We start from the raw sequence: 24,976 nt of genomic DNA on the forward strand, positions 1-24,976 counted from the left end.
AATATTTAGTAACGATAAGAGCAATCGGAAGTCGTTATAATGGTTAAGTTATATTAAAAACTGAAATGACGTTTAGGTGAGAATATGTTAGATAATTTACGCGGTATGGCTGTGTTTGCCAGTGTGGTCGGACATGGCTCGTTTAGTGGCTCAGCTCGTGAGCTTGGTATTACCACCAGTGCAGTCAGTCAGCAGATTCGTTCTCTAGAAAACGAGCTGGGCGTCGTGTTACTACATCGCTCAACTCGTAAGTTGAGCTTAACAGAAGCGGGCGAGAGCTTTTATGAAGCCGCTAAAGATGTGGTTAGTGCAGCGGAACAAGGTCGTATTAAAGTCAATCAGTTACGCGATGAGCTAGCAGGTAGCTTACGAGTGTCTACCACGCCTGAGCTGGGTGTTAATCATATACTACCAGCGCTCTCTACTTGGATGGCGGCGCATGATGACCTAAGCGTTACTTATCTAGCAGACAATCATTATGTTGACATGATTGAAGAGCGTATTGATATCGCCATTCGTATGAGCCCAACGGCGAATAATTCTAGCTTGAGTAGCCATCCGCTAACAGATGTGCGTCAGTTGCTCGTTGCGTCCCCGCAATACCTACGTCAACATGAAAAACTAAACACGCCTAAAGACTTGGCTAATCATCAATTGATCTCTATTGAAATCATGAAAGAAGCCAATCAAGTGGATATGATTCAGACAGGAACAGGCAAAAAAACCCGTATAAAAATGAACTCACGTATCTACACTAATAATGTTTTCATGGCGACGACATTGGCCAAAGAAGGCCATGGTCTAGTCAGAATGCTAGAGATGGATATCAAAAAAGAGCTAGAAAGAGGCGAGTTGATAGAGGTATTGCCTGGTTATCAGTTACCAAGCTTTGTACTATATGCGGTCACTTTAAATCGTGACCAACAGCCTGCTAAGATCACTCGCTGTTTAGAAGTGCTGAAAAAATACTTTCATGCAAGTTAGGGCAATGTAGTGATGGTGTATAGTCATAGAACGACTAAACTGCTACAGTGTTAGTCTCCCTAAATGTACTACTTGTACAATCTGCAGTTGACTGCATTGAATTAATTTTAGATTTCTTTGACTATAGATATATTTGAATTAGCTATAAGATTAGTCATGATAAGCGTCATAACTACAAGTTATATGCTTATGATTATTTCTATAATGATCAAATATTTAATACAATCAATATTTTCTAAATTGCACTTAGCAAAAAGCCTATCGATCACTAATGATTGATAGGCTTTTTTTGATATTTATTCTACGATGATTACTAGGTTATGGTCTAAAATGAGGGCTTTAACAAAGCTGTCAAACGCTCGACAACCTGTGTGCTCTCATCTCGGCTCATATTAAGAGGCGGTAGTAAACGTATCACATGGCTACCAGTAACGTTGATGATTATATTTTGTTCATCACGTGCACGATCTACTAGTTGGCTACAGTCCATATCTTCAGGCAAAACGATACCAATCATCATCCCTGCACCGCGACTACTGACGCCATGTTGTCCAAATGTATCGACCATGCTTTCTCGGATAAATGATCCTTCACTGACCGCGTTATCCATAATGTCGCTATTAGTCAGTACATCATACACACTATGCACCACACGGCTAGCAAGTGGCGTACCACCATAAGTGGAGCCATGACTGCCAGCACCAAACAATCCATTGGCACGGCCACGTACCATACAGGCTCCTACCGGAAAGCCATTACCCAGGCCTTTCGCAGTCGTCAATACATCAGGGCGAGCCTTGTTGTGCTGGTAAGCGAAGTATTTACCAGTACGGCCATTACCAGTTTGTACTTCATCAAGCATAAATAGCCAGTTATGAGCATCGCACTCTGCTTGTAGCTCCTCTAAGTAGGTAAAGCCATTGGCCGCAGTATTGAGACCACCTTCACCTTGAATAGGTTCGACAAAAATAGCGCAAATATCGTCATGATCTAAAGCGGCTTGTTTAACAGCATTAATGTCACCAAAAGCTACTCGAATGAAATCATCATCTAAAGTATAAAAGCCTTCACGCGCCTTTGGATTGGCAGTGGCTGATAACGACAGCAATGTACGGCCATGAAATGACTGTTCCATGACGATGACTTTTGGACGTTTAAAGCCTTGCTTATATGCGTACAGTCTCGCAAGCTTCAATGCAGCCTCGTTTGCTTCTGCACCACTATTGGCAAAAAACACGCTGTCCATCTGGGCTGCTGTACATAGTGCTTCGCCTGCACGCTCTTGCCAGTCAATACCAAACAGATTGCTGGTATGCACGAGCGTGGTAGCTTGCTGTTGAATGGCCTCAGTCACTTGTGGGTGGCAATGACCGAGTCCACACACTGCAATACCAGTGAGTGCATCTAAGTAGGGGGTATCATCTTTGGTATAGAGCCAGCTGCCTGAACCACGTGTAAAGCTGATTGGTTGACGGTTATAAGTAGGCATCAGGTAAGTAGCAGACATGTAAGGCATCCTTGGTATGAGAAAATGGTATAAAAGGTATGAGTTATAGCTCGTCGGAGAAAGGCGTGGTCTCTGCAGGTAATGTGTAGTCTTCATTTGCCCAAGCACCTAAATCGATAAGCTTGCAGCGACTACTACAAAAGGGTTTATATTTATTGTCCTGCCAAGTGGTTTGAGTGCTGCAGCGCGGGCAAGGATAGGTTTTGGGGGATTTTTGTGGGCTAGAGTCAGTCATAATAAAGTAGGATACGTCCTTAGTGTTATTATTTGGTCAATGTTATAAAAATAAGTCAGCTTTACTCAGGCTACTGATTAATTCATTTGCTATTTATAGTGCTGTTATTCAATTTTTCTATGGTTCTTTTATATAGGGTTAACGATAGTATCATTCGCATATCACAGACGATAAATTCTATAGATTATCCCCTAAATGACGATGGAGTGACACGTAGTTGCTATCGCTATATTACTATTCAATCAGATAGGCTATATAATAGCATGGGGTCGAATAATGACAAAAGACAAATGCTTTAAGGATAACGAATGACTGAAAACATTGAGCTTACGCATCAGCAAGAGCGTGCCTTTCAACCACAAAAGCTCAGCGCACCGCGAGATTTTATCATACCAAAAACAATCGCCGATACTGAAGATGACACACCATTAATATTAGAGATTGGAGCAGGGAAGGGTAAGCATGCACTCAGCTTTGCTTTACAGAATCCTGATAAGCATTTGATAGCCATAGAGCGCACACGTAACAAGTTTGAGGCCTTTTCAAAATTGGCTACCTCACAACAACTACGCAACTTAGATGCGATCCATGCTGACGCGATTGCTTGGATTGTACACGCTATCAAACCCAACAGTGTGGCCAAAATATTTATTCTTTATCCCAATCCTGAACAGCATAATCCCAATCAGCAATGGTTAAACATGCCTTTTTTTGAGTTTTTATTGTCACGCTTACAAGTAGATGGAGAGGTGATACTGGTCACCAATATAGAAGAGTATATGAATGATGCAGAGCGTCAAGCAACCAAGGTATGGTGCTTACCAAGTGTTCGTTACCGAGTTCCGAAAGACAGCCAACGCACCCACTTTGAAGTAAAGTACTTAGCAAGGCAAGAGGTATGTTGGGAGCTCAGTATCCGAAAACCAAAATGGTATAAAACCAGATTTGATCATTGGCAGCCTAGCACTCCGGATATCAAAAAATAGCCTAAGCAGTAATATGAAGGATCATCTATGTGACCCATAAGAAAATACAGTCTAAATAGAATGAGCTCACTGTGCGACTATTGGTAAATTTCTTTCATAGCTTCTGCATGCCTGCTTGTAATATGCAAGAAAAATGGATATCAGTAGCACCTGCTATATCGATGCTAGTTCTCAGTAGTTATAAGCTATAGTTATAAAATAGCCTAAGCAAATAAAAATCAATTAAATAAAAAGCCGTCACAAAAAGACGGCCAAAAATGTGCATTAGTTAAGCTTACAAATACGGCTTAACTAGATTATTGGAGTTGGTATAAGAATCTAACACCGTCAAAAGGGTATAAGCGCCGATAAACTTACGGCTAATGAACATAAACTCTTTTGGTGGTAGATTAAACTCGAAAGATTGCATTGCGCGAGTGGCTTTAGTAGATAGGCGTGAGTGCAGTTTGCTGTTTGCCCAGATATAGCGATTTTGATCATCGAGACAGTCTGTGGGAATATCATCGTTTTGTGCAGGATCACTAAAGGGCTCAGTCGCTAATAAGAATAATGAGGCGATATCAGAGCGTACTTTATCACTCATGCTGTCAAAAAAGTCATACCCCGTCATCGCAAGTGTCATCGCTTTATGATCGTGACGATATCCTGCTCTTAATAAACCGCGAGCAATCGTAAGTAGATTGCCATCAAACTGGCGAACAGCACCAAAATCTAGCAAAACCAGCTTGTCGGTATCGTCTTCATTTTCGCTAACTCGAACAAGGTAGTTACCAAAATTGGGATCGGTCTGCATCTCACCCCATACAAATACTTCTTGCATCATAATTTCGATAGCAGCTTGACCAATCGCGTTACGACGCTCATGTGGCAAAAGTTGTAATGCCTCAGAGACCACAGTGATACCTGGCTCATAGGACATGCACAGCAGACGTTTTTTTGAATAAGTACGATTGACTTTGGGAACAATATAACGCGAATCGCCACTCAAACGTTCATAAAAGCGTTCAGTCGTAGAGGCTTCTGCTTCGTAATCAACTTCGTGATGGAGTAGGTCACGTATTTCTTCAAACCATGCATCGAGCGCACGCGTTTGGGGAACGATGTTACTGACTTTCAATAACTGCTTGAATAAAGCAAGGTCAGAGTTAATGGCATCTGCCACACCTGGATACTGAATCTTTAGGACAACTTGTTCACCAGTTGCGAGTACGGTGGCACGATGAACTTGAGCAAGAGAGGCTGTGCCGATAGGAACGGGGTCGATGTCGAGCTCGTTCATCTTGTTACCCAACAGTTGACGCAATGTTTTTTCAATGGTCGGCCATGTCAGTGTTGCCGTGTCATCATTGAGTGTTTGCAGCGCCCGTGTAATCTCTGGCGGTAAGATATGCTCACCATATATGGCCAGCATTTGGCCGATCTTGACCACTGAGCCTTTTAACTTACCCAATTCTGCTGCAAGATAGTTGGCCTGCGCTTCCATGAATGCTTGATTACGCGCTGTTCGAGCTTCTTTATTCAAAAACATGCCAGACACACTATTACCCGCCCAACGACGACCAATATTTAGGGAAGTTTTGGCAATCGACATTCGACGATCAAACCCTGAGGTTTTTAGGTTGTCGATTGATTGCTTGTTGCTGAATTTTTTAGACGTATCATTTGCCATAAATATAATCATTCATCCAGTTGGTATTGATTTGCGGGTTTGAAACCTACAATACAAGGGAGATGTGATGCACGGGTACAAAATTGTATCATATAAAAGGTACTGGGTTTACGAGCATAGGCCAGTCGTTGATAGTGACTTTGTAAGCTATAACACAGGCTGCCGCTTAAGAAAAAATATAAGTGAGAACTCGCCTAAAAATCTTATGACTTTCACAATTATTGCATGCATAAATGTGCCAACAACTGCTGACAATATATAGATCACTGCTGAAGCTGCGACAGCTTGTATTTATATTTCAATATAAAAAATTAGACCTAGCATTATGCTAGGTCTAATAATCAGCTAAATAAGGTATAAAAAGTTAGACAGGTTTAAAAGATATGGGCTTAAAAGATTCTGGTCTCATCAAATACAGAGTTTATGGTCAGATGAGTAATCTTTGACTAAACATTTTCGCGAGCAATCGCGTGATGACCAATATCACGTCGATACTGTGCACCATCAAAACTAATGGCACCAGTGACTGCGAGCGCTGCTTGCTGAGCTTCAGAGATACTGTCTCCCATTGCTGTCACACATAATACACGGCCACCGTTCGTTACTACTTCTTTTTCATTGTCCGCAGCTTCATTATCAGAGAATGCTGTACCAGCATGAAAAACTTTGACAGCATTATCGTTGCTAGCGTCTAGCTTTGGTAAGCCTGTAATTACATCGCCTTTCGATGAAGTTTCAGGATAGCCTTTTGACGCAACGACGATACCTAGCGCAGGGCGTTCATCCCATTTGGCTTCGCTAGGCAATTGACCAGCCAGCCCTTGAGCCACCAAATCTGCCATTGATGACTGCAAGCGCATCAAGATAGGCTGAGTTTCTGGATCACCAAAACGGCAGTTAAATTCGATCACGTAAGGATCGCCTGCTTTGTCAATCATTAAGCCTGCGTATAAGAATCCTGTATAAGGGTGACCTGCATTATTCATGGCATCCACCACAGGCTGAATCACTTGGGCCATAACCTTATTATGGACATCTTGTGTGACCACAGGGGCAGGAGAGTAGGCGCCCATGCCGCCAGTGTTTGGCCCTGTATCTCCTTCAAAAGCACGTTTGTGATCTTGGCTGGTTGCCATTGGCAGAATATTGTCACCATCAACCATACAAATAAAGCTGGCTTCCTCGCCCTGCAAAAACTGCTCGATAACCACACGACTGCCTGCATCGCCGAATTTATTGTCGGCTAACATGTCATCGATTGCTTCATGCGCTTGTTCAATGGTTTCGGCGACGATAACGCCTTTACCAGCTGCCAGTCCGTCCGCTTTGATGACGATGGGTGCGCCTTGCTCATCGACATAAGCTTTGGCAGCATTTGCTTCTGTGAACCCTTGATAAGCAGCTGTTGGAATATTGTTCTGTTCCATGAATTCTTTAGCAAAGGTTTTAGAGCCTTCTAACTGGGCACAGTATGCTGTAGGGCCCCATGCTTTAATACCAGCATCACGGCAAGCATCGACGATACCAGTGACCAAAGGTGCTTCTGGCCCAACGATGACCATCTCGATGTCGTTGTTTTGGCAAAACGCGATGACAGCGCTGTGTTCACTCGCATCTGTCTCAGCAGATGTTAGGATAACGTTTTGGCATTTTGGCTCAAGGGCAGAGCCTGCGTTACCAGGAGCGATATAGACATTTTTTACATTATCGTCTTTTGCACACTGCCATGCCAATGCGTGTTCGCGACCACCTGAGCCAATCACCAAAATATTCATCATGCTTTTTGCCCTTAGCATTAAAGTTAATAATGAGCGAATCGTACGCTCTTAAATATATCGCCATATTCTAACAAAAAAACACCCTTGATTACTATGAGTATCCGCCTGCCAGCCACGAATCATCCACATTACTGCTTTAACCCTCATTGTCTCATGAGCAAAGGTTATTGAATTGTTGCTGATTCATGAAATGATGTTGTACGCTTTAGCTCACGCCGCAGTTGCGTTACACTTCACTATATTGATGGTATTGAATCCTAATGGCTATTTATTCACAAAAATAAGAAAAAAGGAGAAATCTTTAGACGTAATCAGAGAAATAAGTCGCATAAATGGATATACTGCCACCGCCACATAAATCAAAGATAAATATGCGGTATCAGTAGCCAATACAAATTGATGAAAACCCATAAATAATTGATAAACCAAACCTATAAAAAGGACGCAGGACATGCCAAACTCCCTCAGTATCGCAAAAGAGCGCATTAGCCAGATAAGCGATATTGCTACCGGCTATGTACAAAAAGACAAATCCTTATTTGATCACTTCATTCATAGCTATTATCAGCCTCTGCACCAAGAAACGGCTGAGTCTATTAGTAATGCCGACTTAGCAGGTATGGCGCTACATCACTTCACGCTGCTAAAAAAATACGATTGCAGCAAACCGCAGCTGACGGTATTGAACCCTCTCGCAGAAGAGCAGCATTTTCATAGCTCGCACACAGTCATTCAAATCGTGGCCTATGACAGACCATTTTTGGTCGATACGATTTTGATGAGCCTTGAAGCTGAAGGTATCGACGTTCATCGCACTTATAACATTATCATCAGTGTTAAGCGTGACGATGATGGTCAGATTACGTATGTCGAAGGCGCACACGAAAGCGCGACCTCGCATTTATCATTGATTCATTGCGAAATCGCCTATCAAGATAACGCAGATTTGAATGCGCTACAAAACATGCTGCTGTCTAAAATCGACACGCTTGATACCGTTGTGGGCGACTGGAAACAGATGCGTGCACAGTTAAATGACATCAAAACTGAGCTGTCTACCAAGCCATTGCCAGAAGTGTTTTATTCACAGCAAGAAATCCAAGCGTTTTTAGATTGGATCTTAGATGATCATTTCATATTTTTAGGCTATCGTGAGTACCGCTTAGAAGGTGGTCAAGCAATTGCAGTCAGTAATGAACCAAGTGATTTGGATCTATTTGCCATTGGCAATAGTGGTCTTGGTCTATTACGCGGCTCTGAAGAAGACAAACTCTCAGAGAGTTTCAGTCAGTTGCCTAAAGAGTTAAAGCAGCTATTGACTGAGCCAAGAGTACTGATGCTGTCTAAATCAAGCCGTGTATCACCGATACATCGCTCGGTCTATATGGACTTTTTGGGTATCCATAAGTTCGATGATCAAGGTAACTTGATTGGTGAGTATCGCTTTATTGGTTTATTGACTTCACAAGCGTATCAACTGACAGTACAGCAAATACCGTTATTGCGCGAAAAAGCCAATAAAATCATGGCAATGGCAGACTTGCCACGTGATGGTCATGCCCATCATAAAATGATGCATGTGATCAATACGTTGCCACGTGATGACTTGTTTCAAGCCAGCGTTGAAGAGTTATACCCGATTGTTTCAGGCATCACTCAGCTACAAGATAAAAAGAGCTTACGCTTATTCAGCCGTATCGATCATTATCAGCGTTTTGTGTCGTGCTTGGTCTACATCCCGCGTGACAAGTTCAACACTGAGCTGCGTATCAAGGTACAAAACGTCCTAAAAGACGCCTATAATGGTGCCTCATCAGGATTCACCACAGAGTTCAACGAATCTGCTCATGCTCGCGTCCATGTCCATGTCCGTACTGTGCCAGGTCAAGTGAATGACGTTAATATCGCAACACTTGAAGCCAAATTGTCAGCACTCATGCAGTCATGGGATGATAATTATCAAAAAATGCTACTCGACAATGTGGGCGAGCAAGAAGCCAATGCCTTAAATCGTCGATTCTTAGATTACATTCCTGCCGCTTATCAAGAGCGTTTCGATGCGCGTACCGCTGTCGAAGATACCAAGCGTCTAGCTGGATTAACAGCAGAGCAGCCAATGCTTTGGCACTTGTATCAATCAACAGGTGATGCCAGTAATCAGCTACATCTAAAGCTATATGGTCGCGAGCAGCCTGTTATCTTGTCAAAAGTACTGCCAATACTTGAAAACTTTGGTGTCTCGGTTATCTCAGCACAGACTTATGAGTTTGATCTGCCAGAGCAGCCTATCTGGATGCAAGAGTATGAGCTGACACTAGAGCATGTCGATACTGTCAACATGCAAGTGGTACGTGGTCAGTTTGAAGACAGCCTCAAGCAAATTTGGGCGGGACGCGTTGAGAGTGATTCATTCAATGAGCTCGTACTGACCACTAAGCTAGACACGTATGATGTGGTGGTACTACGTGCACTGTCTCGCTATATGCTACAAGCACGCGCGCCATTCTCTGGTGCCTATATCCAGCAAACTGTGGTCAAAAACAGTGATATCAGTGTGGCACTAGGCAGTCTATTTGATGCACGCATGAATCCTAAATATAGTGAAGACGATCGCCAAGCAAAGACCACTCAAATCCAAGAGCAAATCACGGCAGCACTCGCTGATGTGGATAGCTTAGATGAAGATCGTATCTTGCGCTGGTACTTAGATTTGATCAATGCGATGGTGCGTACCAACTTCTATCAAAAAGATGAAAGTGGTCAGCGTAAAGATCGCTTGTCGTTTAAGTTCTTGGCAGCAGACATTCCAAACTTGCCAAAACCAAAACCAATGTTTGAGATATTTGTCTATTCTCCGCGCGTTGAAGCCGTGCATTTACGTGGCGGAAAAGTCGCTCGTGGTGGTCTGCGTTGGTCAGATCGTATGGAAGATTTCCGTACCGAAGTACTGGGCCTCGTCAAAGCACAGATGGTCAAAAACGCGGTAATCGTGCCTGTTGGTTCTAAAGGTGGCTTCATCGTCAAAACCAAAAGCATGGCTGATGGTCGCGAAGCGTTCCAAGCGGAAGGCATTGCCTGCTATCAGACATTCTTGCGTGGTATGCTTGATGTCACAGACAATATCGTCGATGGTACTATTGTCCCGCCAGCCAACACCGTCAGACATGACGAAGATGATCCTTACTTGGTGGTTGCGGCAGATAAAGGCACGGCTACGTTCTCGGATATTGCCAATGCACTAGCAGCAGAGTATAACTTTTGGCTCGATGATGCCTTTGCCTCAGGTGGTTCAGTAGGCTATGACCATAAAGCCATGGGTATCACGGCACGCGGTGGCTGGGAATCTGTCAAACGTCACTTCCGTATGCAAGGCATGGACATCCAAAGCCGTGATGACTTTACGGTTGTCGGTATTGGTGACATGAGCGGGGACGTATTTGGTAATGGTATGCTGCTCTCGACTCGTACTAAGCTGGTCGCAGCCTTTAACCATTTGCATATCTTCATTGATCCTAATCCAGACACGGCAGCCTCTTATGCTGAGCGCGCGCGCTTGTTTGAATTGCCACGCTCATCGTGGGCAGATTATGAAGCATCACTCATCAGCCAAGGCGGCGGTATATTCTCTCGTCAAGACAAGACCATCGGCATCAGCCCAGAGATGAAATCGCTGTTTGATATCCAAGCTGACAGCCTAGCACCTAATGATTTGATCAGTGCCTTACTACGAGCGCCGGTTGATTTGGTCTGGAATGGTGGTATCGGTACGTATGTTAAGAGCGCCAACGAGACGCATGCTGATGTTGGTGACCGCGCGAACGATGCACTACGTATCAATGGTAATGAGCTGCGTGCTGCTGTCGTGGGTGAAGGTGGTAACCTAGGTCTAACGCAACAAGGCCGTATCGAATACGCTCAAACGGGTGGCCGCATTTATACCGATGCGATTGATAACTCAGGCGGCGTCAACTGCTCGGATCATGAAGTTAATATCAAAATCCTACTTGGTAAAGTAGTTGAGCAAGGCGATATGACCCTTAAGCAGCGTAATGAGTTGCTTGAGAGCATGACGGATACCGTAGCTGAATTGGTACTGCGTCAAAACTATCTGCAACCACAAGCGATCGAGCTGAGCCATATCCGCGCAGCGGCTAACCTAAGTGATCATCAGCGCTTTATCCAAATGCTGGAGAGTGAAGGTCGTCTGGATCGTGCGATTGAGTATCTGCCATCAGATGAAGAGATTGCAAAACGTCAAAAAGCAGATACAGGTCTGACCAATCCTGAATTGGCTGTGGTCTTAGCTTATGGCAAAATGTGGGTCTATGACAATCTATTGTTATCTGATTTGCCAGATGAGCCGTATTTCATCAATGAGTTACGCAAGTACTTCCCAGATGAGCTCGCGTCACGCTTCTTTGATGAGATGACCAAGCATCGCTTGCATCGCGAAATCATTAGTACGTATTTGACCAACAGTGTAGTCAACCGCTTAGGTATCGAAGCGCTGTTCCGTCTATTTGAAGAAACGGATCAGTCGTTGGCGACCATCGTACGTGGTTACGCCATCAGCCGTGATGTGTTCAATGTATCACGCGCGTGGAAAGCGCTTGAAGCGTTAGACAATCAGGTTGATGCTGAGCTACTACTCAACCTTGAATTACGTCTACGTGATTCGCTGGAGCGCGGTGTGGTCTGGTTTATCAACGCCTTTGGTCAAAACCTACAAGTCGCTGACATGATTGGCCGCTTTAGCGAGAGTGTTGAAAAACTGACTAAGCCAAGTGGCTTCATTGAGCAGCAGTTCGCACAGTATCTACAAGAAGACACCACTCGTTTGATGCAAAAAGATCTGTCTGATAATGACGCTACCTTATTTGCGATGCTGCCATACCATGTCGATGCACTAGATGCGGCGTTATTGGCTGAGCAATACGAGCGTCCTGTTGATGAGATTGCCACATTATACTTTGAAGCATATCAAGTGTTGCAGCTAGATTGGATGATGGATAATATTGCCAATTTACCACAGCAAGACTACTGGGATCGCCGTGCACGTCACGCCCTAGTGAACGAGCTGTCACGCAGCTTGCGTCTATTGATGGATGCAGTACTCTCAAAACCAGATGCCAAGCAGGCCTTTAGTGAGTGGCGAGCCAGACATGTTGATCAGCTTGCAGCAGTGACAACAGAAATGCAAAAGCTAGATGATCTGCACAGTAGTGATGAAGATGGTCAAATCGGTCTCTCAACGCTGTCAGTATTGATGAGTGAGCTTAGTGGTTTAGTTACTAAGTAATATCAATCCCTAACTGTCTCACAAAAAAAACCACCGTCCTTAATGTTCGGTGGTTTTTCATGTTTTACGCTATGTCTTTAGTTGATTTACTAAGTGTCATAGGCGTAACGTAATAAGTATAAGAAGTCACTAGCAATTTGACTCCTTATACTTATTCGTCGTCAGCGACCACCTTACGACAGCCTTGGCCACTGATTTGGCTAAAGCCGCCAGAGATTTTTTCGACCTTAATCTGAGTTAATATACGCTCTTTTAGCGCTTGAACATGAGAGATTATACCGATAATTTTTCCCTCTTGTTGTAGGCTGGTTAAGGTATCGAGCGCGATATCTAATGATTCTTCATCGAGCGTACCAAAGCCTTCATCCAAAAATAGCGAATCTACTCGAATGTTTTGACTGGCCATTTGCGACAGTCCTAAGGCTAAGGCTAAACTGATAATAAATCCTTCGCCGCCTGAGAGATTTTTGGTGCTACGGACATCACCGCCCTGATAATTATCAATCACATTCAGCTCTAATGCATTGTCTGCATCATGAATCAGCAAGTAGCGGTCACTCATTTTTCCTAACTGCTTGTTGGCGTGGTCAATCATCACCTGAAAGGTTAAGCCTTGAGCAAAGGTACGGTATTTTTTGCCATCTGCCGAGCCAATCAATTCATAAAGCTGTTGCCAAACCTGCAGGATTTCTTTCTGCGCTGCAATGGCCACACTCTGCGTGCTCTGTGCGATTTTTTGCTGTTCGTTGGCTTTGAGTTGTTGCTCGATTGCCCCTAATACGCCAAAGCGTGTGTCTATCTCTGTTTGCAGTGTTTGTTGCTTGCCAGCGAGTATCTCTCTTGGCTCAGCCGTTAATGGATTAGCAAGCTGTTCATTCAATGATTGCTGTGTGGCCTGCAGTTGTACTTTGGCATAATTAAGGGCTTGCTCAATACTAAATTGGCGATTTTTTAACGCATCACGTGCCTCTTTTGGCAATCGTGACTGCTCAAAATCTGCCTCGCTCACAAACTGTGATTGCGATAATAATGCCGTAAATGCTGTCTGTTGTTCGTTGAGTACGATAGTAGCAGTATTGAGGTCATTTGCTAATTGATTGGCTCGCACTTTTGATTGTTCGAGCATTTGCCTAGTATTGTCTGCCTGCCGCTGCAAAATAGCTGTTTTATTTTTGGCCTCATCTAGCGCTGTGTGCAGGCTATTGCTCTGGCTATCAGGATTTTTATCTGCAAACAGATGATATCTTTCCGTTTTTGATTGTTGATGCGCGGCCGTTTTATCTAAAAGACTATTCTCTAATTGTTCAAGCGAGGTGTCATCAGCTGCTAGCTGCTGATGCTTAGCCCCAATCTGCGCCGTCAAACGACTCAGATCGTTAGTGAGATGCTGTTGCTTGCTGGTTTGAGTATTAAAGGTTTGCTTTAACAGGTTAAGCGCAACGCGCTGTTGTCGTAATGGGTTGATATGATCGTTGTAATCAGCTTGAGATAACACTGTTTTTGTCTCAATACTACGGCGCAGCTGCATTAGTGCTGCTCGAACCTCTGTAGCGTCAAGTGCTGTATTCAAATAATCTTCATATTTGTCAGTAGGGTATTTAGCTACTTGCGATGATACAGCTGCCATGATGGGAGACATGTCAGAGAAATTGGCATTGATTTTATCCGTGATGCCTTCATTTCTTTGTGACATAAGCTTGATGTCAGTGGTCAGCTTATTGATGCTGTCAATTAACGTCTGTTGCTGTCTTTCATCAGTATCAATAGCACTACTAAGCGTGGCTATATGTTCGGCTCGGGCATCGTACTCAGTCAGAACTTTATAAATAGACTGTTTTTGCTGATTGAGCTGTTGCTTAGCGCTATCTAATAAAGTAATAAAATGGTTAACACTCGCTGTGTCGTAGATACTAGCCGCTATTGCATCCATAAGCTCAGCAAGCGGCTGAATCATATCTGTCAGTGCTTTGGAGTACGCATTTTGAGGATTGAGTAATAACGACAGAGCAGAGTGAATATCACTCGCGACTGTATTTGATTGCGCCTGCAGATTCTCTATTTGCTGCTGCTCACTACTTAAGGCGGCTTTCTTGGTAGCATAATCGACACGGTAAGCAGCTAAGGTTTGCTCCAAAGTTTCAATGAGCGTCAGAATCTCAGTGATTTTATGCTGAGTCTGCTGGGCTTGAGACGGTTGATTGCTATCAGAAGTCTCACTGTGCGTATGACGATCTAACAATGGATGGTTTGTACCATAAGGATGCTCATGCGCGCCGCAAAGCGGGCAGGGCGTGCCGTCTTCTAACTCGATTATATAATCTTCCAGCTTGGCCACTTTTTGTAGTAGCTGCAAATGTGCCTGTTTTTCTTGCTGTTGAGATTTAGCCTCTTGGATGTCTGATTGATGGCGCGTCATCAAATCCTCTAAGGCAGTTAATTGATTGCTTAGGGTTGGCATCAACTGCTTGCTTTTATATATTTGGTCAGACAGTTCAGCCAAACGCTCGAGCTTAAAGCCTCCTTGTTCAACTTGGTTACTTATTTGACCAATGCGATCTTGCTCGCCACGCATAGTAGCAATGGATTGATGTTTAATGAGTGCTGATTGTTGCTGCTGTAAGTTAGTAAGCTGCGCCTGCTGCTGCGTTATTGTTGACTTATCCGACTCTAATCGCTGAGCGAGTGCATCAGCTTTATCTTGTAGTTGGCGGGTGTTTTGTTCCTCTGTTATTTTAACGACTGCTAAGCTGGCATTATCTTCTAATAGTGTCCTCAGCCTGCCACAATTGTTGTCAAAAGTGGCCATGTCAGTGTCAAGGTCAGCCAGCTCTGGGTAATCAGTAAAAAATTGATCTATAGCGCTCAGCTGGTTTTTTGCCTCACTTTCGGTTTGTTGATGCGCTCTTATATCGCGGCGTAAGGTCTCTACGGTAACGGCCAGTTTGTTTTTATGGGCAGTATCATCATTGATTGAACGGGCTTGCTGGTTGATTTCGCTATCGAGGGCACGCACTTTTGCAATAACAGGCAAGGTGTCATTTAACGCTGTCGTCGCTTGCGTCTCTACGGTGGTCGCAGTGCCTAACTCGCTGTCGGCTTGCTCAAGATGCTGTTGTTGCGTTGGTAATTGCTGAGCGATAGTATTCTTTTCTGTCTGTAGGTCTTGCACCTTTTTGCGGCTATAAAGCAGTTCTCTAAACGGGCTGTCAATCTCCAATGCTTTATTGGCAGCATCTAAACGAGCAGCCTCTGGCAAAAAAGCTTGCTGGGTTTGCACAGCATCGATATCTAGTGCCTCATAATGAGTTAGATTAGTCTGTAAATCCGTCACTTTATCTAGCCACTGTAGTTGGTCACTCACTGTCTTAAGTGTTTCCCGCTGCGCAGTTTGCTCGTCTTGATACGTGGTTAATTGTGCTTGCAGCTTTGCCTCATCGTCCGCGCTTAATAACGGTAAGCTATCAATGCCTGCTTGCAGTTTGGCTAGTTGATTTTCTTCGTGTCGTTTTTTTTCAAAAACGTTTTTGGATATCTCTGCATAGATCGCCGTGCCAGTTATTTTTTCCAAAATCGCGGCTCTGTCGGCAACATCGGACTTTAAAAATGCAGCAAAGCTCCCTTGAGCTAGCATGATGGAGCGGGTGAACTGGTTAAAATCCATGCCGATTAAATCTTGGATATATACGGCTGTTTTGGATTTTTTTTCTTCTAATACCTTACTGCTATGTGCATCACTGATTTCATGCTTGATGGGCAGTAAGTTACCTTTGGCTTTTTTGCGTGCCCGATGCTGATACCATGAGCAGCGATAGTGTTTATCGCCAATCTCTATCACCACCTCAGCTGAGCACTCGCCTGTGCCTTGGGTCATCATCTCGTTGGTTGAACCAGTGATATCACCCAATCTAGGCGTTCGGCTATATAACGCCAAACAAATCGCGTCCAAAATAGTGGTCTTGCCAGCGCCCGTTTGCCCTGTGATGGCAAATATACCTTCGTTAATAAAGGCTGCATCTGTAAAGTCGATGTGCCATTCGCCCTTCAGAGAATTTAGGTTTTTAAGTCGCAGTTCAATCAGTCGCATGGCAAGGTCTTATTATTATGTAATGGTTATTAAGTAGGTATTCAAAGATACGGTTTTTGTTTTACTTAAGCATCAGTCTCAAAGCGTTTTATTCAGCTTGAGTATCTTTATGATGAATGTTATGAATAATCTGTGCGTAAGCATCACGTAGCATGAGCTTTTGCGCATCGGTCACCGCATTGGCACTCAAACAGCGCTCAAACACCTGCATCTCATTCAAGTCTTGCAAGGTTTCGGACGCCGCTTCTTGATTCAGTACCTTGTTATAAGTGCGCGGATTTTTGGTTTTTAATACCTCACAAGGTAAGCCCGTGACCATGGACTGAATCTGCTCATGCAAATCACTAACGATATCGTCGCCAGTATAAATAATCTCTAGCCAAATTGATTCGGTCGGTGCTAACGCTTGGATAGTGTTATCGATTATCTGTTGAATAGCCAGTAAATCACCAGATATTTGGGCCAGTTTTTGGAATTTTGGGATGGGTAACGAGAGCACCTGCATTTGACGTGCTTCATCATGATGCAGCAGCGTAATATCTAAATTGAGGGTCGTATTGACGATATTTGAATCGATAAGAGAAGGAAAATCGGGTACAGTCATCTCTACTTCGGTTTTTCGCTGTGCTCGCGCTTCTATGTCTTGTTCTAGTTTTGGCTCTGGTGCTGTTTCTACTTCTGCTTCAAAAGCGAACAAGTCATCCATAAATCCTGTGTTCTGGCTGGCTATTTTTTTGTTCGCAGATTTCTCTACTGATGTATCTGTCTTCACAGTTGCATTGATAAGTTGAGAGATATCAGAGGCTATGTGATCATTGTTGTTTTTAGTATTAACACCCTCTAACGCGTCACCAAACTGTACTAGTAAGACCTGTTTTTGCTGCTTGGCTTCACCAAATCCCATCGCAATGGGTGAGCCTGAGTAGCGGATATGCTCGCGGCCTCCCACGCGCTGCGGCACATGTAAATGGCCGAGTGCCACATAGTCAAAACACTCATCAAACATCTCGGCAGATATTTTCCCCAAATTACCGACATATAAGTCACGCACGCCATCATCGGCAGTGGTACTACCGCCTGATGCAAACAAATGACCAGTGGCAATGATAGGAATATGCCGATTGTGGGATTTGGCAATGGCATGCTGATGCTCTTTTGCAATAGCCGCCACCGCATCATAATGCGCGCAAATACCACTGATGACGCTGGCATCTTTACTGTCCATAGACTCGCCAGCACCGCTACTGCGAACATCACGGTCTCGCAGATAAGGTACAGCCGCAATAATACAACTGGGTATGCCTTGAGCATCATTCAACAACAACACTTCATCGTTTACATCATCACAAGCCGTACCGATGACATGCACGTTTAAAAACTTTAACACTTGGCTGGGTGCGTCTAAAAAAGTCGGGGAGTCATGATTGCCTGCCACGATAATGATATGTTGGCAGCAGGATTTTGATACCTTACCCAAAAACTCATAATACAGCGCTTGGGCTTTATTGCTGGGCGTCATGGTATCGAATATATCACCAGCCACGATGAGTATATCTACCTTTTGGGCAGTTATGGTCTCTTCAAGCCAGCCTAAAAACGATTCAAATTCGTTATAGCGCATGTGCCCATAAAGCCTGCGCCCCAAATGCCAATCGGAGGTATGCAAAATGGTAAGTGGGGCGGACATGGGTAGAGAGGACATGCTAGCGTTAGATATGGACATAAGTGGGCTATAGTTGTGAGCAGTAGAAAGTCTTCATTCTAGCAAGAATTGTTGAGATTTGCGCTGTTGCCAAAAGAGAACCCTACCAATAATATACTGGTAGGGTTCTCTTATTATTTAAGACTCAGCGTTTTGCAGGTTAGGATTAAGCGTTAATCAACAATCAATTGCTCCAGACCATCTCCTCGCTGCGTGGCAAGATTTGCGACCATCGATAGGGCATGCGCTTGTTGATCTATCGGTTGTTTTACTGCTTCACCTCTCGATCCTTCACGCAACCAATTTTTAGCTATATCGTCGCTGTTCTGACTGTACTGCTGGTTTTGTAAATTATACCAAGCCAAATCATGATGTAAACTGACCACGTCGCCCATGATGAGTAGAGCAGGCGTTGGCAATTGTGCTTGCTCTTGTTTGGCAACAATCGTTGCAAGCGTACCGGTCAATACTTGTTGGTTGGGCATACTGGCATTCGAGACAATGGCAATGGGTGTCTCGCTACTACGACCAGCGTCAACCAAACCTTCAGTCAAACGTACCAGCGAGTGCAGACCCATATAAAATACGACCGTCTCATCAGTATTTAAAAAGTTCTCAAAATTACTGTTGGGTGCGCCAGCCTTCAAAAATCCCGTCACAAAACGCACTGATTGTGAGTGATCACGGTGGGTAAGTGGAATACCTGCATAGCTAGCCGCTGCATTGGCAGCAGTAATACCTGGCACGACTTGATAAGGCACATTGTTTGCTCGTAGGCTCTCTATCTCTTCGCCGCCACGTCCAAAGATAAACGGATCGCCACCTTTTAAGCGCACGACACGGCGACCTTGTTTGGCATGATTGACGAGCAGCTCATTGATACCCAGTTGCGCGACCGTATGGTTACTGCGTTTTTTACCGACAAATACCTTGTCAGCGTCACGGCGGCATAAGTCTAAGACTTGTGGTGATACCAACGCATCATAAAATACCACATCCGCTTGTTGCATTAGACGCAGCGCTTTGAAGGTCAACAGCTCTGGATCACCAGGTCCTGCGCCCACAATATAGACTTCACCAACGGCTGGTAACTCTTTATCTGATTCATCAGATAGAGTAGGAGCAATCGTGTCTGACTCTTTTACCGCATTTGCATCGTCACTTTTCTTACTGATAGCCGCTGCGGTACTATTCAAATCAGCTTGCAGTTGAGCAGTGGCTTCCGTTTCATTACCGGCAAACATCAGCTGACTGACCTGACCTTCAAACGCACGCTCCCAAAACTGACGACGTCCAGTGAGGGTCGGTATCTTGGCTTTTACCTCACTACGAAATTCACCAGCCAGCTTGGCCAATTTACCATAGCCTTGCGGGATTAATGTCTCAAGGCGTGCCCGTAATAGACGTGCCAAGACCGGCGCTTTACCATTTGATGAAATACCAATTACGATAGGATTGCGATCTATAATGGCTGGAAAGATAAAATCACATAAGTGCGGTGTGTCGACCACATTGACTGGAATGTTTAGCTCAGTCGCATCTGCATGAATCTGGTGGTTAAGTGTTTCATCGTCAGTCGCGGCAATGATTACCCGTGCGTCTACCATATAGGTTTTATTATAATTCTCATAGATAAACTGGTGCTTATCGTCAGTTAGCAAGGCTTGTAGCTCGTGGCTGATATCGGGTGCAAGTATAGTGATACAGGCACCTGCACGGCTGAGCAAATCCGCTTTACGCAGTGCCACTTCGCCGCCACCCACGATAAGCACTTTACGGTCTTCTAATTTAAAAAATAGCGGGAAGGTGTTCATAATGTCACCATATATTTAATTGTTTATTATAAGAGGTAGAAAAGATATAAGGAATGCCGCCATTATGAGGTATCACAGGCACAGTCTCACCTAGTGAATTGGCATTAGCATATTCGTTTTTGAGATATTAATACCTGTTTTATCTAATAATAGGAATAGCGGTCAGTATCGAATACAGGTAGAACACGGCACAAAAAAATCCCGCTTAATGACTCTATTAAGAGCCAAGCGGGATTTTTTATTTATATCGCTATAGCCATTGTTCAACAAACAATAGCTACAGTCAGCGATTTGCTATAGCTGAGTATGCAGACCACACTCACGGCTTTCTTCTACTTTCGTTGGATCAAAGTAATCATGCTCGTTCGGTAAGTTATGCTCTTCAAGATAACCATCTAAATCAGCATCATTCTTTTCAAACAATGGCGCTACTTTTAGTACGCCGTCTTTTGATAGGCTAAGTACATCAAGACCTTGGCGGAATTCAGTTTGGTCTTTACGAATGGCATTGAACCACACATCAGGCTTTAGCTCATCTAGTGCACGGCGGAACGGCTCTAGTTTTACTTGGTCAGTAAACTCGTCATGCTGTGGGTTGTCGATACCTGGGATGCCATTCATCGTAGCATCACGGTGCGCCGCAGTTTGCTTAGGGATGTAAGTCACGACGTTTAGGTTCAAATCTTTGATCAGCTTATTGGCAAACTGATAAGTAGCATCAGTGTTGTAGCCTGAATCGACCCACAATACAGTGATATCAGGACGCTGCTTGGCAACCAAATGCAAAATCGCTGATTCATACGGACGGAAGTTGGTGGTGATGATTGGGTTTTTTGCTTGAGTCAGTGCCCACTCAACGATTTGCTCAGGTGACTTGCCTTGCAAGTCTTGGTTGGCTTGGTCGAGGTCTAGGCTTGGATGTAATTGGCTCATAATACGTTCCTTATAATGGGATTGGTTTAATAGTGTATTTGGTAAAAATTAAATAAATAATGGGTCGTGAATTAAGAATTAAGTGTTCGCAAACATCGGTAGTGCAGCAGCGTTTCGGCCATCGTAGCTACTGGCAAGCGCGTTAAATGCTTGACCAATATCAGAAATAGACTGCAAGTCATGTTCACTGAGTACAAAACTATCTGCACCAGAACGGAGTAGGTAGGCGATCTGGTCACGGCCAAACTTGCCAGCCATGCGAATCTCGCCTTCGTAACCCATTTGACGCAGCGTTTGAGCAAAGCTAAAGCCACGACCGTCGACAAACAATGGCACATGAATAACAATCAAGTCTTGCTGTAATAAAAACTCTGACAAGCCAACCAATACATCTGTATCGGTATCTGATGTCACCCAAACGCCAGTACGGCTGACATGTTCGGTCAGTAACTCACGTACTTGTTGCAACAGCCCGCCTGCGATGTTGCCTTTAGCATCTAACAAATCAGCCAGTGGCAACAGCACATCTATTTTTTCTTCTTTATGCAATAGCTCAACCAATGATACGTGGGTCAGGGCAATACCGTCTGGTAGTTCATTGGTGCTAAGCGCTAGCCACGTATCGCTTTGACTGATATCGACAGCATCGTTATTTAATACGTGATGATTACCCATAGACCTTCTCCTTAAAAGGTGCGATGCCAACGCGATTGACCAAGTCAGCAAAGCCTTCTACGTCGTTCTCATTGCTTACGCGTTGATCTAAATAGACATCCAGTATTTTTTGTAGGGTAACGGCGACATCTTCCGCTGGTACCGCTTTGCCCAATATCTTACCGACTTTGGCGTCGTTGCTAGAGTTGCCGCCCAGACTGATTTGATACCAGTGCTCACCCTTTTTGTCGACACCTAGAATACCGATGTCCCCTGTATGGTGATGGGCACAGGCGTTCATGCAGCCAGACATATTGAGTCGAATCTCACCCAAGTCATAAAGGTAGTCTAAATCATCAAATTGTTTTTCTATTTGCTCAGCGATGTTGTGAGTCGTGGCATTGGCAAGCGAGCAATAGTCCCAACCTGGGCAGACAATCATGTCTGTTAGGGTATTGATGTTGGCGCGTGCTAAATTCAGATCAGACAGCTGTTGCCATAGCTCATAGAGATGGTTGGCTTGCACATCAGCGAATACTAGATTTTGCTGATAGGTACCACGCAACTCACCAAAGCTGTATTTATCAGACAGATCAGCCAGTGCATCCATCTGTGACTCACTGATATCACCGGATGGTACGTATTTGCCATCGACCAAGCCCGCTTTGAGTGAAATCACCACCGCACGATAACCAGCGATTTTGTGTGCGACCGTATTTTGGTTATACCAGTTGGCAAAGTCTTTATCAGCACTGAGCTGCTCTTGTAGCTCAGCTTGCGTTTGCAAAGCATCAAACACAGTGTAGTCAGGTTCGCTAAAGAAACTACTGGCAGTAGCGAAATTGTCATCGCTCAAGGTCAGTGGACCGTCTTTGGTATGGGCTTCCCACTCTGCATCGACCAACTTAGCAAAGGCAGGGCCGCCCATGCTCTCGACCAATATTTTGATACGGGCTTTGTATTTGTTATCACGGCGACCATGCAGGTTATAAACGCGCAAGATAGCATCTAGATAGCTAAGAAGATGCTGGCGTGGCAAGAATTTATTAATCACTTTACCAATTACAGGCGTACGACCCAGTCCGCCACCAACCAATACTTCAAAACCAATCTCGCCTGCATCATTGGTTTTTACGTGTAGCCCAACATCATGCACTTGCGTCGCCGCGCGGTCATTGGCAGTACCGACAACAGCAATCTTAAATTTACGCGGCAGAAATGCAAATTCAGGATGAAAGGTAGACCACTGACGAATAATCTCGCAATAAGGACGCGGATCGGCAATCTCTTCTTTGTGAATACCCGCATACGGATCAGTTGTGGTGTTACGAATACAGTTGCCTGAGGTTTGAATAGCATGCATTTGTACCGATGCCAGCTCTGCTAAGATATCTGGCACGTCTTCTAGCTTTGGCCAGTTCAGTTGAATATTGGTACGGGTAGTCATGTGCCCATAGCCTTTATCATACTTACGGGTAATCTCAGCCAATTTGCGCAATTGGTAGCTGGCAAGCAGACCATAAGGAATAGCGATACGCAACATCGGCGCATAACGCTGGATATACAGGCCATTTTGCAATCGAAGTGGCAAAAACTGCTCTTCTGGCAGCTCACCTGCCAAAAATCGCTCAGTTTGGTCACGAAACTGGGCAACTCGTTCCTCTACCAAATTCTGGTCAGCGTAATTATATTGATACATGACGTAATCTCAGTTTTGTTTTTAATCTTAAAATCAGCGACGAAAATGATTTGCGTGTGTAATAGGTTTTATTGCCGTTCGCAATGTAAATAATTCAGCTATACATGATATAAGCTCGCACTCAAAATCATAAATTCCTTTAAGACATATCCATATCCAAACACAGCATAAATTTTCATAACGAAAGTTAGGTAGCCTATGTGTATCGAATTCAATGCCTAATTGCTATTACGCTTCTAACGACTAGTGCTTTATTTAGCTTTTGCTAGCGGCCGCCTATATAAGCGACACTTTACAGCAACTTATTTTCTCCGACCATTCTTTTATTTAAGAGGTTTTAAAAATTATATGACTCAAACTCAAGCTCCGACCCAGTCAAGACTCGTTCCGCCGCATGGTAGTGACGTGCTTAAACCTTTACTATTAAATGATGATGCACGTGCTCAAGCATTAGAGCTTGCCAGCACACTGCCATCTATTACCCTCAGCTCACGTGAGCGCGGTGATTTAATCATGTTCGGTATCGGCGGGTTTACTCCGTTAAATGGCTTTATGAATCAAGCGGACTGGCAGGGCGTGGTAGACAACATGCGCTTGCAAAGCGGTGACAACGCGGGTTTATTTTGGCCAATCCCTATCACTTTGTCTGCACCAAAAGAGACGGCAGACAGTTTGAATCAAGGCGACAAAGTAGCTCTGGTTGCTCAAGATGGCGAAATCATGGGTATCTTGACGGTAGAAGAGACTTATACCATCGATAAAGAGCATGAGTGTCAGCAAGTATTTACAACCACAGATTCAGAGCATCCAGGCGTACAACAAGTACTAAGCCAAGAAGCCGTCAATATTGCCGGTAGCGTTGAGGTACTTAGCGAAGGTGAGTTCCCAGCACTATATCCAGAGATCTACAAAACGCCAGCAGAAACGCGTGAAATCTTAGATGCTAAAGGCTGGAAAACAGTTGCGGCATTCCAAACGCGTAACCCAATGCATCGCTCACATGAGTATTTGGCTAAAATTGCAATTGAGATCTGTGATGGTGTGTTGATTCACTCTTTATTAGGCGCGTTAAAGCCAGGTGACATTCCAGCAGACGTCCGTCAAGAAGCTATTAAAACTTTGATCGATAACTACTTTAGACAAGATACCGTTATTCAAGCGGGTTATCCGTTGGATATGCGCTATGCCGGTCCACGTGAGGCGCTACTACATGCGCTATTCCGTCAAAACTATGGCTGTAGCCATCTGATTGTCGGTCGTGACCATGCTGGTGTCGGCGATTACTACGGTGCGTTTGATGCGCAAACGATTTTTGAACACGTTGGCAAAGACGACCTTATCACCCAACCGCTCAAAATTGGCTGGACGTTCTGGTGTAATGCTTGTAATGCGATGGCCTCTGACAAAACTTGCCCGCATGACGCCTCTGAGCACGTTAAAGTATCAGGTACCAAGCTGCGTAAAGCACTATCAGAAGACGAAGTGGTACCAGAAAACTTTAGCCGTCCAGAAGTGCTACAGATTTTGCGTGATTATTACGCTGGTATCGCTATTGATGAGCGTGCTGAAGTTAAATTAACGGGTGCATCTGCTGTATAAAGACTGGTCATCAGTATAAAAAACTCGTACTGA

14 protein-coding genes are annotated in these 24,976 nt (G+C 44.2%); 4 read left to right on the forward strand and 10 right to left on the reverse strand.

Translation table 11 applies throughout. From position 1 onward, the window contains the following. Window positions 1–84: 84 nt before the first annotated feature. Entirely contained in the window at window positions 85–984 is a 900-nt protein-coding gene (locus IP485_RS07335; protein WP_194364342.1) for a LysR family transcriptional regulator, read from the forward strand. A 325-nt stretch (window positions 985–1,309) separates the two neighbouring features. Here the strand turns inward: IP485_RS07335 and IP485_RS07340 are convergent, their stop codons facing one another. Both IP485_RS07340 and IP485_RS07345 read right to left on the reverse strand, forming a co-directional pair. Beyond that, on the reverse strand, window positions 1,310–2,491 hold the full coding sequence (locus tag IP485_RS07340) for an aspartate aminotransferase family protein (protein WP_198326669.1): 1,182 nt from the start codon (window positions 2,489–2,491) through the stop codon (window positions 1,310–1,312). A gap of 43 nt (window positions 2,492–2,534) precedes the next feature. Further along, window positions 2,535–2,726: a DNA gyrase inhibitor YacG gene (locus tag IP485_RS07345; protein WP_194364344.1), complete on the reverse strand. Its 192-nt coding sequence runs from the start codon at window positions 2,724–2,726 to the stop codon at window positions 2,535–2,537. 308 nt (window positions 2,727–3,034) lie between these two features. Between IP485_RS07345 and IP485_RS07350 the strand changes: the two genes are divergently transcribed. Then, the gene (locus tag IP485_RS07350) at window positions 3,035–3,712 is read left to right on the forward strand and encodes a DUF938 domain-containing protein (protein WP_198326670.1); all 678 of its coding nucleotides are present in this window, start codon (window positions 3,035–3,037) and stop codon (window positions 3,710–3,712) included. A gap of 274 nt (window positions 3,713–3,986) precedes the next feature. Here the strand turns inward: IP485_RS07350 and IP485_RS07355 are convergent, their stop codons facing one another. Together IP485_RS07355 and purD are read right to left on the reverse strand one after the other, a co-directional pair. Next, entirely contained in the window at window positions 3,987–5,381 is a 1,395-nt protein-coding gene (locus tag IP485_RS07355; RefSeq protein ID WP_198326671.1) for an ABC1 kinase family protein, read from the reverse strand. A 446-nt stretch (window positions 5,382–5,827) separates the two neighbouring features. Further along, window positions 5,828–7,156, reverse strand: coding sequence for a phosphoribosylamine--glycine ligase (gene purD, locus IP485_RS07360; RefSeq protein WP_198326743.1), 1,329 nt, complete (start codon window positions 7,154–7,156; stop codon window positions 5,828–5,830). Window positions 7,157–7,610: 454 nt separating this feature from the next. Between purD and IP485_RS07365 the strand changes: the two genes are divergently transcribed. Continuing rightward, window positions 7,611–12,458 (forward strand): NAD-glutamate dehydrogenase, encoded by a 4,848-nt coding sequence (locus IP485_RS07365; RefSeq protein ID WP_198326672.1) that lies wholly within the window; start codon window positions 7,611–7,613, stop codon window positions 12,456–12,458. 151 nt (window positions 12,459–12,609) lie between these two features. Here the strand turns inward: IP485_RS07365 and IP485_RS07370 are convergent, their stop codons facing one another. The 6 genes from IP485_RS07370 to IP485_RS07395 form a co-directional block, all read right to left on the reverse strand. Further along, window positions 12,610–16,542 carry an AAA family ATPase gene (locus IP485_RS07370; RefSeq protein ID WP_198326673.1) on the reverse strand — a complete coding sequence of 1,311 codons (3,933 nt, stop codon included), beginning with the start codon at window positions 16,540–16,542 and terminating at the stop codon, window positions 12,610–12,612. Window positions 16,543–16,630: 88 nt separating this feature from the next. Continuing rightward, window positions 16,631–18,163 carry an exonuclease SbcCD subunit D C-terminal domain-containing protein gene (locus IP485_RS07375; protein WP_413787021.1) on the reverse strand — a complete coding sequence of 511 codons (1,533 nt, stop codon included), beginning with the start codon at window positions 18,161–18,163 and terminating at the stop codon, window positions 16,631–16,633. Window positions 18,164–18,417: 254 nt separating this feature from the next. Then, complete coding sequence (gene cysG, locus IP485_RS07380; protein ID WP_198326674.1) at window positions 18,418–20,058, reverse strand: siroheme synthase CysG; 1,641 nt, start codon at window positions 20,056–20,058, stop codon at window positions 18,418–18,420. Window positions 20,059–20,352: 294 nt separating this feature from the next. After that, on the reverse strand, window positions 20,353–20,991 hold the full coding sequence (locus tag IP485_RS07385) for a phosphoadenosine phosphosulfate reductase family protein (protein WP_198326675.1): 639 nt from the start codon (window positions 20,989–20,991) through the stop codon (window positions 20,353–20,355). 78 nt (window positions 20,992–21,069) lie between these two features. After that, on the reverse strand, window positions 21,070–21,666 hold the full coding sequence (locus IP485_RS07390) for a DUF934 domain-containing protein (RefSeq protein ID WP_198326676.1): 597 nt from the start codon (window positions 21,664–21,666) through the stop codon (window positions 21,070–21,072). Next, window positions 21,659–23,344, reverse strand: a complete 1,686-nt coding sequence (locus tag IP485_RS07395) for a nitrite/sulfite reductase (protein ID WP_198326677.1) — start codon at window positions 23,342–23,344, stop codon at window positions 21,659–21,661. The genes IP485_RS07390 and IP485_RS07395 overlap by 8 nt, the downstream gene beginning before the upstream one ends. Before the next feature lie 348 nt (window positions 23,345–23,692). Between IP485_RS07395 and sat the strand changes: the two genes are divergently transcribed. After that, window positions 23,693–24,943 carry a sulfate adenylyltransferase gene (gene sat, locus IP485_RS07400; RefSeq protein WP_198326678.1) on the forward strand — a complete coding sequence of 417 codons (1,251 nt, stop codon included), beginning with the start codon at window positions 23,693–23,695 and terminating at the stop codon, window positions 24,941–24,943. The last annotated feature ends 33 nt before the right edge of the window (window positions 24,944–24,976 follow it).

Source organism: Psychrobacter sp. NG27, assembly GCF_016106655.1.
Lineage (GTDB): Bacteria > Pseudomonadota > Gammaproteobacteria > Pseudomonadales > Moraxellaceae > Psychrobacter.

Bases quoted from the DNA above. Each gene is read 5' to 3' on its own strand.
- IP485_RS07335 (WP_194364342.1), top strand. From the start codon at position 85: ATGTTAGATAATTTACGCGGTATGGCTGTGTTTGCCAGTGTGGTCGGA.
- IP485_RS07340 (WP_198326669.1), bottom strand. From the start codon at position 2,491: ATGTCTGCTACTTACCTGATGCCTACTTATAACCGTCAACCAATCAGC.
- IP485_RS07345 (WP_194364344.1), bottom strand. From the start codon at position 2,726: ATGACTGACTCTAGCCCACAAAAATCCCCCAAAACCTATCCTTGCCCG.
- IP485_RS07350 (WP_198326670.1), top strand. From the start codon at position 3,035: ATGACTGAAAACATTGAGCTTACGCATCAGCAAGAGCGTGCCTTTCAA.
- IP485_RS07355 (WP_198326671.1), bottom strand. From the start codon at position 5,381: ATGGCAAATGATACGTCTAAAAAATTCAGCAACAAGCAATCAATCGAC.
- purD (WP_198326743.1), bottom strand. From the start codon at position 7,156: ATGAATATTTTGGTGATTGGCTCAGGTGGTCGCGAACACGCATTGGCA.
- IP485_RS07365 (WP_198326672.1), top strand. From the start codon at position 7,611: ATGCCAAACTCCCTCAGTATCGCAAAAGAGCGCATTAGCCAGATAAGC.
- IP485_RS07370 (WP_198326673.1), bottom strand. From the start codon at position 16,542: ATGCGACTGATTGAACTGCGACTTAAAAACCTAAATTCTCTGAAGGGC.
- IP485_RS07375 (WP_413787021.1), bottom strand. From the start codon at position 18,163: ATGCGCTATAACGAATTTGAATCGTTTTTAGGCTGGCTTGAAGAGACC.
- cysG (WP_198326674.1), bottom strand. From the start codon at position 20,058: ATGAACACCTTCCCGCTATTTTTTAAATTAGAAGACCGTAAAGTGCTT.
- IP485_RS07385 (WP_198326675.1), bottom strand. From the start codon at position 20,991: ATGAGCCAATTACATCCAAGCCTAGACCTCGACCAAGCCAACCAAGAC.
- IP485_RS07390 (WP_198326676.1), bottom strand. From the start codon at position 21,666: ATGGGTAATCATCACGTATTAAATAACGATGCTGTCGATATCAGTCAA.
- IP485_RS07395 (WP_198326677.1), bottom strand. From the start codon at position 23,344: ATGTATCAATATAATTACGCTGACCAGAATTTGGTAGAGGAACGAGTT.
- sat (WP_198326678.1), top strand. From the start codon at position 23,693: ATGACTCAAACTCAAGCTCCGACCCAGTCAAGACTCGTTCCGCCGCAT.